Source organism: Bradyrhizobium sp. Crot121, assembly GCF_059512385.1.
The window spans coordinates 136,437-148,425 of record NZ_JCAMOR010000012.1 but is presented as its reverse complement, the minus strand read 5'-3'; the positions used below and the strand labels follow the sequence as shown (position 1 = coordinate 148,425).

The window sequence follows — 11,989 nt, the reverse complement described above, 5'->3', positions numbered from 1 at the left end:
TTTTTCCAGGCGACGATCGCCAAATCGCCCCAGCCCCACCTCCATCGACATACGACCGCTCTCCACAAGACCGCCTCCCGCCAGGGAATCAGTCTTCGCCGATCTTCGCAACAAAGATGTGTGCATTAGATAGCCGGTGACCGGGCTTTCTTGCCACCGTCACTTCGTAAGAAGCTTAGCGCCAGCGTCGGGGCGCCAGGACCACACGACTTCGCCGTCCGTGATGTGTGTGCTCGTCAGTCACACGCTTCACGTCCACCGCATCTCACCGCAACGTTCGTGACGATCGCGAGCCGCCCCTCATCTGGGTGAGACGCGCGGAGTTAAATCACTGATTTGCCCGACGACGGAAGCGGAATGTTTTTTGCGTGAGGGGTGGACGGGGCAAATCAGTTTGAAATTGCTCGCGAATTTTTCTCCGCCGTCATTCCGGGGCTTCCGAAGGACGAGCCCGGAATCCATTTCTCCGCCTGCGCATGCGGCCCGATGGATTCTCTGATGTGCAATTGCACATCGTAGCTCGCGCTACGCGCGCCCCGGAATGACGGCGAGAGCGGAGTGCGCCGCGCGACTACGCCGGGCCGTTGGGCACGTCGGAGAAGCGTGTCAGCCACGCCACCGGCCCGATGCTGGCGGCGATGATCAGGAGCGCTGCGAGTGCGCCTTCCTCGAAGCTGCCGCGGCTGGCGTACTGGTAGATCGAGGTCGACAGCGTCTCGACATTCAGCGGGCGCAGCAGAAGCGTTGCTGGCAACTCCTTCAGGCAATCGACGAACACGATGATGGCGGCGCCGAACAGGGCGGGCTTCAACAGCGGCAGGTGGATCCGGTGCAGAATCGTGGCCTGACCGGCGCCGACGGCGCGCGCGCTCTCGTCATAATCGCGTGGGATTTGCTCGAAGCCGGCTTTGATCAAGCCGGTCGGCACCGCCAGGAAGCGGATCGCGTAGGCCATCACCACGGCTGAGCCCGAGCCCATCAGGATCAATCCCGGCAGCGATCCTCCGGTCCACCCGGCGAGCGCGTTCAGGGCGTTGTCGACGGCCAGCACCGGCGCGAGCAGGCCAAGCGCGATCACGAGGCCGGGCAACGCGTAGCCGGCCTGCGAGATGTTCATCGCGATATGCTGCAACGGACTTGGCCGCCAGCGATGGGCGATGATGGTGGAGAACCCGAGCAGCAGCGCCAGCAGCGTGGCCAGGGTTGCAAACGCGACCGAGTGGAACGCGTGGCGCCACAGCGACGCATCGAAATTGGCGAGCAGCCCGCGCCTGGCGCTTTGATGCACGAGATAGAGCAGCGGCACGACGAAGCCGATCAGCACCGGCAGCAGGCATGTTGCGAATACCGACCACGCTCGAGCGCCGACCAGCGGTGTTCGCGGCGTGACCCGCGGGCTTTCGGCGGCGAGTTCGGCATTGGTATTGCGGCGGCCGTAGCGCTCCATGAGGACGAGCCCGGCGACGATGGCGAGCATCAGGCAGGCGAGCTGCGAAGCACCGGCGAGGCTGCCGCGGTTGAGCCAGGTCGTGAAGATCGAAACCGTCAGCGTGCGGATGCCGAGATATTCGCTGGCGCCGATATCGTTCAACGTCTCCAGCGACACAAGCGCCACGCCGACCGCAAGCGCCGGCCGCGCCATCGGCAGCGAGACGCGCCAGAACACGGTCCATTTGCCGGCGCCGAGCGTCTTCGCGACCTCCGCGAATTCTGCCGTCTGAAACTGGAACATCGCCCGCGCCGACAGATAGACGTAGGGGTAGAGCACCAGTCCGATCACGACAATCGCACCGGGCAGGGATCGCAGATTGGGCAGCCAGCCCACGGCGTCACGGAGCGGCAGCCAGATCGCGAGCGTGCGATGGACAAGGCCGAGCGGCTCGAACAAATCGGCGTAGACATAGGCCGCGAGATAGGTCGGGACCGCCAGCGGCAGCGGCATCAACCACAGCAGCGTGCGGCGGCCGCGGAAATCATAGCGCGAGATCAGCCACGCCGTGCCGGCACCGAGCAGAAGCGTCAGCGCACCGACACCGGCGAGCAGAAGCGCGGTGTCGATCATCGCCACGGGCAGCACGTAGTTGATCAGGTCGTGCCACACTTCCGGCGCCGGCTGCATGGAAAGCGAAACGATCGAGATGACGGGCGCGGCGACAAGCGCCGCAGTCGCCACCGCGATCGCCGCGGCGATTCGCCCGGCGTAGACGCGTCGTCGAGGTGATTGTCCGGACCGGCTGCTTCCCTTCACCTCTCCCGCTTGCGGGGGAGGTCGCCGTGCTCGTAGAGCGCGGCGGGTGGAGGCTCTCTCCACTGGGGGAGTGTGAATCGCGGAAGCACCACCGCCCCGGCCCTCCCCCGCAGGCGGGGGAGGGGGCGAAGCAGAGAGGTCAGTTGTCAAAGCCGACCTTGTCCACCAGCGTTGCCGCCGCCTTGCGGCTCGCGGCGATCTTCGAGATCGGCAGGCTGTCTGCATTCAGCGTGCCATACCCCGCGATGGTGGAATTGACGGCGACGCCCGTACGAACCGGATATTCGTAGTTCTGGTCGGCATACAGCTGCTGCGCCTGTTCGCCGGCGAGCCATTCGATCAGCTTCACGGCGTTGGCCTTGTTGGGCGCATGCTTGGCAAGCAGCACGCCGGACAGATTGACGTGGGTGCCGCCGCCCTCGAAGGTCGGCAGGAGGACGCGGGTCGCCTCCGCCCACGGCTTCTTGTCGGGATCGTTGTTCATCATCAGCGCCCAGTAATAGGTGTTGCCGATGCCGATGTCGCATTTGCCCGCGGCGACGTCGCGCGCGGCTTCGCGATCGCCGCCCGACGGCTTTTGCGCCAGATTGGCCTTGACGCCACGCAGCCATTCCTCGGCCTTGGCCTCGCCGTGCTTGGCCACGTAGGCCGCGAACAGCGCATTGTTGTAGATGTGCTGGCCGGAGCGGATGCAGATCTTGCCTTTCCACTTGGGGTCGGCGAGCTCCTCATAGGTGATCTTGTCCTGCTTGACGCGGTCCCTGGAGGCATAGATCACGCGAGCGCGCATGGAGATGCCGGCCCAATGCCCGTCCGGATCGCGATATTGCGCCGGGACGATCTTCTCAACCACCTCCGACTTGATCGGCTGGGTCACGCCGGCCTGTACCGCTTCGTCGATGCGGCCGATATCAACCGTCAAGAGCACATCGGCCGGGCTGTTGGCGCCCTCCGCCTTGATGCGCTGCTCCAGCCCCGAACTCGCCGAGACGACATTGACCTTGATGCCGGTGTCCTTGGTGAAGGCATCGAACAGCGGCTGGATCAGCTTGGTCTCGCGATAGGTGTAAACGTTGACTTCGCCATTGTCGGCCGATGCGGCCGAGACGGCGGGCAAAGTCAGGCACAGCGCCGCCGCTGACGCGGCGAGGACGCGAAAGTTGATCATGAGGCTGCTCCGGCAGGATGTCACGCGGTACCGGAGTGCCTAGCGCAGGCGACGCCAAGATGTCCGCGACCCGATGTCGCGAACGGCCTGATTTAGAGTGATTCCAGCGTAACGACTTAGAGCGATTCCAAATTTGGATTCCACGACTCTGCGGAGTGTCGTCGGGGCCGGGCATTTTCCTCCAGGCCTTGTTGTTCGCCTTGTTCGTCAGAACGCGGGATGGCAGTATCGCCCCCTCATGAGCAAAATCGGACAGGAGACCATGCCGCTCGTCCGGATCTGGGTCTATGACGGCATCCTCGCCTCCGGCGTGGCGGGAGCGATCGACGTCTTCACAGCGGCCAATGCGGTATGGGCAGAACGGCCTCACCATCGCGGGGCAAGAGCGCCGCTGCTGCAATGGCGGGTCGAGTCGCTGGACGGCAAGCCGGTCGAGACCGCTTCGGGCCAAGTCATCGAGGTCGACGGGCCGATCAGCGCACGTGCCGCCGTGGATGCGGTGGTCGTGCCGGGACCCTTCGTTGTCAACATCGAGCGCTTCTTCGAAAGAATCGACATTGTCGAACCGCTGCTCACTGCGCTGCGCCGCCAGCACGCGCGCGGCGCGCTGCTCGCCTCCTACTGTACCGGCAGTTTCATTCTCGCCGAGGCCGGCCTGCTCGACGGTGGCGTTGCCACGACGCATTGGGCGAAGGCGAAGGCATTCGCCAAACGTTACCCCGAAGTGGACCTCCGGGTCTCGGAAATCCTGACCGAGCAGAACCGCATCGTCTGCTCCGCCGCGGTGACGACGTCGCTCAATCTGGCGCTTCGCCTGGTTGAGAAATTTGCTGGCCTCGAAGTGGCGGCCGAAACCGGCAAGTTGATGCTGATCGACTCAAACCGCGTCTCGCAGACCTCCTACGCCAGCATGCCGAGCGCGCCGCAGCATTCGGACGCGTTGGTGGCACGGGCGCAGCGCTGGATGGAAAAGTCACTGCAACATGGGTTCAGCCTCGCCGAACTCGCCCAGCATCTTGCGGTCAGCGAGCGCACGCTCAATCGCCGCTTCAAGCTCGCGACCGGCGAGGCGCCGCTCCATTACCTGCAGGCGCTGCGCGTCGACGTGGCAAAGCGGCTGCTCGAAACCAAAGGCTTGAGCGTCGATGCGGTCAGCGCCCGTGTCGGCTACAACGATCTCTCCACCTTCCGTCGCCTGTTCAAGCGCGAAACCGGGCTTTCGCCTCGCGAATATCAACGCCGTTTCGCGCGGCGTAACGCCCGCGCTGCGCCGGCTGCGTAGCCGCGCCTGTCCGAATTTCCTCGAAAGATGGCGATACTGCCACTCTCGGCAGAACCGCTCAGCATCTAGACCTCGGCTTGCGAACGAGCACAGGAGGTCTTTATGCCGATGATCGATGTCACCATTCCGGAGGGCGCGCTGAAACCGGAAGCCGAAGCGCGGCTGATCAAGGAACTCGGCGATCTCCTGATCGGGCACGAGGGATTCGACCCCACCAATGAGGTCGCCCAAAGCGTGACGGTCGTGTACCTGCATCGGCCGGCCGCCGTCTATGTCGCGGGCCAACACTCGGCCTCGCCGCGATACCGTATCGTCCCGACGGTGCCCGAAGGGCAGTACACGGAAGCTTCGCGCAGGGCCTTGGTGAAGGACGTCACCGACGCCGTGGTGCGCGCCGACGGCGGCACGTTCGAGGACGTCGCGCAGCGCGTCTGGGTATTTCCCACCGAGATACCAGACGGCCAATGGGGCAGCCGCGGCGCGATACGCACGTTGCCGGACATCCAGGCCTTCATCGCCGGCGAGCACGAGCGGAAGGTCGGTGAGGAGCGATTGGCACGGCGGCGCCGCGTGAAGGCGCTCGAACTCTTGGCCGGCGCGGTCGATGCCGCGCGCAAGGGGATCGATTGATGTGTCGTCCTGCGGCGTCCCCCGAAGTGCCGACAATTTGGGCAGCGCGCCCAGCTAATGCGTTTCCCCTCGGGGAAGTCTGCGCCTAGTCTTCCTTGCGGGAGGTGGGGTTCGGATGCGGGCGATCCTGGATCATTGCGGCGGGGCAGTTCGGCGGCAGGTGCCGTCCGGCGCGCTCATCATCCATGAGGGCGGCAAGACCGGGCATCTGTTCGTGCTGATCGAAGGGCGGCTGGAGGTGATCAAGGGCGATGCCGTGGTCGCGGTGCTCGCTGAGCCCGGCGCCGTGCTCGGTGAGATGAGTGTGCTGCTCGATCAGCCGCACACCGCAACGGTGCGCGCTGCATCCGACTCGCTGGTCTATGAATTCGATGATGCGGCGGCCTTCCTGCGCGAGCAGCCGGAAGTGGCGCTGCTGCTGGCCCGGCTGCTCGCACAACGGCTCAACGTCGCCACCACCTATCTCGCCGATCTCATGCACCAATATGCCGACCATGGCACGCATCTGGCGATGGTCGGCGAGATCCTGCAGAGCATGATCAACCTGCCGCCGATGCAGGTCGCGCCAGGATCGGATCGGCAATCAGACCCAAGGATGTGAGCCAGGGCGGCGGGTTCTCGATCCGGGCGGCCGGCTGCAGCGATGCGTTGAGATCGATGGTCTGCTCCTCGCCCGGTGCCAGCCAGAACGCGCTGCCTTGGTCGATATCAAGTACGATACAAGTCGGCGGACGGCCGGGCATGCGGCCGGTGTTGAACACCCAGGTCGCGCCTAACCGATCGAACCACGAGCCATCAGGAATGAACGGCGACTGGTGCACATGGCCTGATATCACCATGGACGGCTGATGGCGCTCGATCCATTGCACCAGCTCGACATCGCCGAAGAAGCGCTTGCCGCCCCAGCTCGTCGGCGAGTTTGCGGGCGGCGCGTGATGCACCCAGATCCAATTCGCGGGCCGGTTGACGGCGGCGTTACGAAGCTGCGCGTCGAGCCGCTCCTTCACCTTTGGGCCGTCCCACCACGGGCACACCGTGAACAGCGTATCGCCGATCGTCAGATTGTCGCCGTCGCCGGCGATCCCGAGCTCCCTGACGTCAGAGACCCAGCGCGCGATCTTCTCGCCGTCGGGATTGCGTTCGTCGAGATCGTGATTGCCGGAGCAGAGGATGACGCGGGTGCGGGCTGCGAGCAGCGAAAGATATTTCTTCACCACGACGATCTGGGCGCGGAAATCGACGATCGATGAGATGTCGAGCGCATCGCCGGCAAAGATCACCAGGTCGAATTGCGGCGCCGCCGCGAGCAGCCAGTCGAACTGCGGCAATGAATAATGCAGATCGGCAACGACCAGGCAGCGCATGGGACCTCGATCAGGATCCGATGGGGTGAAATCAATTGCTCAGGAATTGGGCGCGTCAGGCGCCGATGCATTCACGTCGGGAAAATCGAGCAATAATTGTGCCGTGTCGCATCCCGCGAACGCGACACATCCCCGCAGCGCCGTGGGCGGGGTGCAGCGCAACGTAACCAGGGCCGCTCGCGAACGCGGATGCGCCTGTCCCGGGTTGCGCTGGGCTTCACCCGGGCTACGGGATCGTGCTCACGCCCGCGCGGTGGCGTGGGGGAACGCCACTTCGATCAGGGTGCCGGAGCGGCCCCCGGTCTTGATGTGGAATCTGGCGCGGTTTGCCTCGACCAAGGCCTTCGTCAGCGACAGGCTGACGGCGGAGCCCTCGGTGGTCTGGTCCGACGGCGCCGGCGTGCGGAACGGTTCGAGGGCTGCGGCGACCTCGTTGTCGTTGAGGCTCTGTCCGGTGTCGCGGACGCGCAGCATCACCTCGCCGAAATCGGACAATGCGGTCGAGACGATGACCTGGCCGCCCGCATTGGCGAGATGGATCGAGTTGCCGATCAGATTGAGCGTGATCTGGCGCAGCGCGCGCGCATCCGCCAGCACCGGCGGCAGCATATGCGCAAGCGAGGTGCGGATGATGATGCGCTCGCGGTTGGCCTGCGGCTGCATCACCGCGACGCAGCTTTCGACCATCTCATTCAGGTTCTGGTCGGTGAGGGCGAGATCGAGCTTGCCGGTCTCGATTCGCGAAAGGTCGAGCAGATCGTTGATGATCGCCAGCACGTGCTCGCCGGAGGCGCGGATGTCCTTCATGTATTCGAGATAGCGCTCGTTGCCGAGTGTGCCGAAACGCTCGCCGATCATCACTTCGGCAAAGCCGATGATGGCGTTCAACGGCGTGCGCACTTCGTGGCTGATCCGCGCCAGCATGTCGGCCTTCGCGATCGCCGCGCGCTCGGCGAGGCGCTTGGCCTCGCGCAGCTCGCTCTCGCTCTTCTTGGCCTGCGACAGATCGCGGAACACTGCAAAGAAGTTTGGCCCGTCGGCGCGGGTGCGGCCCATGGTGATCGACAGCGGCACGAGGCCGCCCTGGCGCACGCGCCCGAGCCCCTCGCGGCCGTGGTCGAGCAGGCTCGCGACACCTTCGCCCTTGATGCTCTCAAGATAGTCGAGCATGACGCGCTGGCTTTCGGGCGCAAAGAGATCGGCGAGGTTGCGCTGCACGAGCTCGTCGCCGTCATAGCCGAACAGCGCCTCGGCGCTGCGGTTGCAGGAATTGATGTTGCCCTCGGCATCGAACATCACGACACCCTCGGCCGCGGTGTCGAGGATGGCGCCGAGCTCCTCGGCATCGGCCAGTCCTGTCCCCGGCGGTACGTCAGGCGGAAGCGGCTCCGCCGCCATCGCTGCCGCAATGGCCGCGCCCTCATCGCGCCGCTCGGCGAAGATCAAGGCGAGCGCGGAATCGCCGTCCCAGGAGATCGTGTGAAGGTGCGCCTCGGCGCTCGGATGGCCGGCATCGCCATGCGGCGGGGCTGCTGCGATCCGCACCGGCGTGCCAGAGTCGGAGGTGCTGCTGGTGGCCGAGACGCCGGGCTCGACATAAAGCGCATCCAGTCCGCCGGCATCCTCAAGCGCGCGCACGCTCTCATATCCCATCCGCTCAAGGAAAGCGGGGTTGGCATAGAGCAGGCGGTCGAGCCGGTAGATCAGGACACCGGTCGGCATGAGGTCGAGCAGCGCGCGGTCGCGCCTGGCTTCGCCGCGCGGTGCCGGCTCGGGCTCGCTCAGCCATTCCGGCGCGACAGTCGCCGGCGCGACAGTCGCGGGCTGCTCCGCGCCCGGGGCCTCGAAGGCGGGTTCGTGCACTTCCGCAGGCGGTGGCGGCGCTTCGGCGATCGGCTCTTCGGTGGCCGATGGCGTCGGCGCTGCCGCGAGCTGGCTTTCGAGCCGTGCCGATAATTGCCGCGCCAGTTCGTTGAAGGCGTTGTTCTCGACCGGCGTCAGCGACGGCGGCTTCGGTTCGCCGGGCGGACGGAATGGCAGCACGTTGCCGGGCGCCTCCACCGACGTTTCCGTTGAGATGTCCTTGGGCGTATCCAAAATCGTTTCCAAATCGCTCTGTTGTGAAATCTCGGACGCGTTCGGCTCGGGCAGTTCGGCACTGGTTGCAGTTGCCGCAGCGGGCTCTGTCGGCGGCGCCGCGCCGGATGAGACCTCGGGGCGCGGCGCCTCTCGCACCTCGGATCGTTCAGGCTCGGCCGGAATTGTGTCGGCGGACAGTGGCTGGGCCGGCGGTCCACTGAAAAATTCGTAGCGGCGCAGCGCCTCCAGCCGCGCCAGACCGTCGAAATCGCGGCAGACGCCAAAGCCGCGATAGCCGGCGAAATTGCGCGCGCGGTCGAAGATCGGCAGGCCCGACAATTCGATCCTGAGCCGGCCGCCGCCATCGACCGGCCAGTTCAGCGTGATGCCGCTCCACGTGTCCTGGGTGGCAAAGGCCTTCATTATCAGGCCTTCGGGATCGAGGCCGAACCTGTCGGCGATGTCGCTCCACAGCCGGCCGAAGCCGGCCGCGGCCTGCACGCCGATCAGCCGGGTGAACTCGTCCGAGCCGAGCGAGAAGCGGCCTTCGCGGTCCATCTGCCACATGAAGCGCAGCGGGGTGCGGCGCGTATTCGGCAGCGGCTCGTCATGCCATGACGGCGTCTTTTCGGACGCGCCGGCCGGCGTGCGTCCATCCGGCGTCGTGTAGGACAAGGGCGTTGCGACCGGCGCCGACGGCTCGTCGGCGACCGGCGCGATGAAGGGCGAGGGCTCGGCTTCCTCGGGGTCCGTATCCAGCGGGTCGAACAGCGCGAATTCGGCGGGCGCTTCCCCTGACAAAGCGGGCTGCTCGTAGAACGGCTGCCTGGCCGCCGGGCCGGTCGCGGTTTCCGGCGGAGAAGGTGCGACCTCGCTCTCTGTGACCGCGGGCATCAGCAGCGCGATGAGGCCGACATCCGCGCCGCTGCCGACGCGCTGCAGCACCATGTGGCCGATGCGGAAGGAGGTTTCGACCCGGCCCTGCCGGAGCGCGTCTTCGCGCGCGGCATCAAGGCCGGCCTCGGTGAGATTTCGGAAGCCGAGCATCGCCCGGGCGGCGTCGCTGGCGCCGACGAACATGCCGTCGCGCGTGAACGCGGCGATCGGTATCTTGACGTCCCGGACCAGGCGGGAGAGCCGCTCGAGCAGGGGCATCGTGCGATCGGTCGCGCCGCTCGCGGCGGCGATCAGGACGGCATGCCGGCCATCGGCGAATTCGAGCCGCGAGCAGGCGCAGGTCGCGAGCATGCCAAGCGGTGCGCCGAAGCCGCGCAGCCGCTCCAGCCGCACCGCGCCATTTTGCGGCAGGCGGCCGGCGAGCTGCGCGACCTGCCGCCGATGCTGGTCGGCCGGCCCGAACACCTTTCCCACAAGTGCCGTGCCGTTCCCGGCGCCGAACGATTGCGCGCCGACCGGATTGGCCCACAACACCCGCTTGCCGTCGATCGACCACAGCCAGGTGGGCAGGGGGCTCGTTGCATGCACGGCCAGCCTGGGATCGCCGAGGCCCTGCAACTGGAATTCCGCACTATTCATCGCGACAACTTGACCGCACGGTTTCGCTTCTCGCTCGCCGATGGCTGAAAGAAATCGGCGGCCAAACGACGACAGCCTTAACAGACCGTTAGTATCGCAAGTGCGACGCGGCAGGTCCACGGCCTCGCCAAACGACCGACGATCCTAGCCGCGATAACGTTAACTCGCCCGAACGATCAAGCCTGCTTTGGCGTTGTACCTTGTAAACCTGCGTCAAAAGTTCACGACCGCAAAAAAGCTTCCGTCATTCGGGCGAGGTCTTTTAACGGTAGGCTGGTGCGACCCGAGCGGGGAAGGAAAGGGCCAAAAAGGCCTGGCAGAGAACAAGGAGTGGACCATGAGCAACGATGCGCCGGACCGTTTCGAGATTCCGAAGGACGTGCGATCGATGGCCGAGGCGAGCTTCGAGCAGGCCCGCAAGACCTTCGAGAAGTTTCTGGCCAACGCACAGGAGACCGCAGGCTCGCTGGAGGAGCGCAGCGCCACGGTTCGCGCCGGCGCCAAGGACATTTCGAGCAAGGCGCTCACTTACGCCGAAAACAACGTCAAGGCGTCGCTGGACTATGCGGAATCTCTCGTGAAGGCCAAGGACGTCAGCGAAGTGATGCGGCTGCACGGCGAATATGTGCAGGCCCAGATGCGCGCGCTGGCGCAGCAGGCGAGCGAAATGGGCCAGATCGTCAGCCGCGCCGCGATGGACGCGATCAAGCCGAAACCGTGAGGGCCCGGCATTTACCGCCAGTCAAAAACCCCTTGGGCTGACAAATGCGGCATCGCATTGATTTAACATTGCGTTGCACAAAATTGACATGATAAAGAGGTTTAACTTGTCCTGCCCAGGGACAGGGCATTCCGTGAACTAGGAACTAGGCAGCGTGATCCAATTCGACCGTTCTCGGTCCTTGCGGGCTGCGGCGTTCGCAATGGGGTCACCGGACTTTACCCCGTTGTGAAGGATGCATGCGATGACCAGTTCGACTGATCCGTTTTCCGCTTCTATCATTCCGTTCGAAGTTCCCGAGCAGATGCGCGCGTTCGCCGAAAAGGGCGTTTCGCAGGCGCGCGACAACTACGCCAAGTTCAAGGACGCCGCCGAGGCCCATAACGGCACCATTGAGGCGGTGTTCACCAGCGCCAGCAAGGGCGCGAGCGAATATACCGCCAAGGTGATGGAGTTCGTGAAGGCCAACACCACCTCGGCGCTCGATTTCGCCCAGGAACTGCTCGGCGCCAAGACGCCCTCCGAGGCTCTGGAACTGTGGACCACTCAGACCCGCAAGAGCCTCGAGGCCTTCAGCGCCCAGGCCAAGGAACTGACCGAACTCGGCCAGAAGGTCGCCAACCAGACCGCCGAGCCGATCAAGGCCAGCGCCTCGAAATATTACAAGCCGGCCGCCTGATCGAGGCAAAACCGCAGAAAGGCCCGGGCAACTGAGCCCGGGCCTTTTGTTTTGAGAGAGCTTTGGAGCTCTTTGGACGCGGGAAAGTCCCGCGTTCGGCCTTGCCAAAGCGGGGCGTTGCACCTAGTTTCCGGCCCATTCGCGAGGCCCCTTTGCGCGGCCTCGTCCGAGGATGCAGTTGTAGCTCAGTTGGTTAGAGCGCCTGTCTGTGGAACAGGAGGTCGGTGGTTCGAGCCCACCCAACTGTACCAATGCAGTTGAATTCTCCTGCATCTCCGGCAT

Annotated in this window: 9 protein-coding genes and 1 tRNA gene; 6 read left to right on the top strand and 4 right to left on the bottom strand. The window is 65.1% G+C overall.

Features of this window, described 5'->3' with window-relative positions:
• Window positions 1-571 precede the first annotated feature (571 nt).
• Both AC5ZGW_RS14270 and AC5ZGW_RS14265 read right to left on the bottom strand, forming a co-directional pair.
• On the bottom strand, window positions 572-2,248 hold the full coding sequence (locus tag AC5ZGW_RS14270) for an ABC transporter permease (RefSeq protein ID WP_496113925.1): 1,677 nt from the start codon (window positions 2,246-2,248) through the stop codon (window positions 572-574).
• Window positions 2,249-2,387: 139 nt separating this feature from the next.
• Window positions 2,388-3,416 (bottom strand): Fe(3+) ABC transporter substrate-binding protein, encoded by a 1,029-nt coding sequence (locus AC5ZGW_RS14265; protein WP_130229371.1) that lies wholly within the window; start codon window positions 3,414-3,416, stop codon window positions 2,388-2,390.
• Window positions 3,417-3,654: 238 nt separating this feature from the next.
• Here AC5ZGW_RS14265 and AC5ZGW_RS14260 point away from each other — a divergent pair, with 238 nt between their 5' ends.
• The 3 genes from AC5ZGW_RS14260 (at window position 3,655) to AC5ZGW_RS14250 (ending at window position 5,929) form a co-directional block, all read left to right on the top strand.
• Complete coding sequence (locus tag AC5ZGW_RS14260) at window positions 3,655-4,698, top strand: GlxA family transcriptional regulator (RefSeq protein ID WP_245475031.1); 1,044 nt, start codon at window positions 3,655-3,657, stop codon at window positions 4,696-4,698.
• A 102-nt stretch (window positions 4,699-4,800) separates the two neighbouring features.
• Complete coding sequence (locus AC5ZGW_RS14255) at window positions 4,801-5,328, top strand: tautomerase family protein (protein ID WP_130229370.1); 528 nt, start codon at window positions 4,801-4,803, stop codon at window positions 5,326-5,328.
• Between the two features lie 115 nt (window positions 5,329-5,443).
• Window positions 5,444-5,929, top strand: a complete 486-nt coding sequence (locus AC5ZGW_RS14250; RefSeq protein WP_028167028.1) for a cyclic nucleotide-binding domain-containing protein — start codon at window positions 5,444-5,446, stop codon at window positions 5,927-5,929.
• Here the strand turns inward: AC5ZGW_RS14250 and AC5ZGW_RS14245 are convergent.
• A complete protein-coding gene (locus tag AC5ZGW_RS14245) occupies window positions 5,868-6,692 on the bottom strand; it encodes a metallophosphoesterase family protein (RefSeq protein ID WP_130229369.1) in 825 nt (274 codons plus the stop codon). The two genes, AC5ZGW_RS14250 and AC5ZGW_RS14245, sit on opposite strands and share 62 nt — an antisense overlap.
• A gap of 240 nt (window positions 6,693-6,932) precedes the next feature.
• Window positions 6,933-10,307 (bottom strand): PAS domain S-box protein, encoded by a 3,375-nt coding sequence (locus AC5ZGW_RS14240; RefSeq protein ID WP_130229368.1) that lies wholly within the window; start codon window positions 10,305-10,307, stop codon window positions 6,933-6,935.
• Between the two features lie 337 nt (window positions 10,308-10,644).
• Between AC5ZGW_RS14240 and AC5ZGW_RS14235 the strand changes: the two genes are divergently transcribed.
• The 3 genes from AC5ZGW_RS14235 (at window position 10,645) to AC5ZGW_RS14225 (ending at window position 11,958) form a co-directional block, all read left to right on the top strand.
• The gene (locus AC5ZGW_RS14235; RefSeq protein WP_130229367.1) at window positions 10,645-11,028 is read left to right on the top strand and encodes a phasin family protein; all 384 of its coding nucleotides are present in this window, start codon (window positions 10,645-10,647) and stop codon (window positions 11,026-11,028) included.
• 244 nt (window positions 11,029-11,272) lie between these two features.
• Window positions 11,273-11,707: a phasin gene (locus AC5ZGW_RS14230; protein WP_028167032.1), complete on the top strand. Its 435-nt coding sequence runs from the start codon at window positions 11,273-11,275 to the stop codon at window positions 11,705-11,707.
• 174 nt (window positions 11,708-11,881) lie between these two features.
• Window positions 11,882-11,958 (top strand) — tRNA-His (locus tag AC5ZGW_RS14225).
• Window positions 11,959-11,989: the final 31 nt, after the last annotated feature.

Bases quoted from the DNA above. Each gene is read 5' to 3' on its own strand.
- AC5ZGW_RS14265 (WP_130229371.1), bottom strand. From the start codon at position 3,416: ATGATCAACTTTCGCGTCCTCGCCGCGTCAGCGGCGGCGCTGTGCCTG.
- AC5ZGW_RS14260 (WP_245475031.1), top strand. From the start codon at position 3,655: ATGAGCAAAATCGGACAGGAGACCATGCCGCTCGTCCGGATCTGGGTC.
- AC5ZGW_RS14255 (WP_130229370.1), top strand. From the start codon at position 4,801: ATGCCGATGATCGATGTCACCATTCCGGAGGGCGCGCTGAAACCGGAA.
- AC5ZGW_RS14250 (WP_028167028.1), top strand. From the start codon at position 5,444: ATGCGGGCGATCCTGGATCATTGCGGCGGGGCAGTTCGGCGGCAGGTG.
- AC5ZGW_RS14245 (WP_130229369.1), bottom strand. From the start codon at position 6,692: ATGCGCTGCCTGGTCGTTGCCGATCTGCATTATTCATTGCCGCAGTTC.
- AC5ZGW_RS14240 (WP_130229368.1), bottom strand. From the start codon at position 10,307: ATGAATAGTGCGGAATTCCAGTTGCAGGGCCTCGGCGATCCCAGGCTG.
- AC5ZGW_RS14235 (WP_130229367.1), top strand. From the start codon at position 10,645: ATGAGCAACGATGCGCCGGACCGTTTCGAGATTCCGAAGGACGTGCGA.
- AC5ZGW_RS14230 (WP_028167032.1), top strand. From the start codon at position 11,273: ATGACCAGTTCGACTGATCCGTTTTCCGCTTCTATCATTCCGTTCGAA.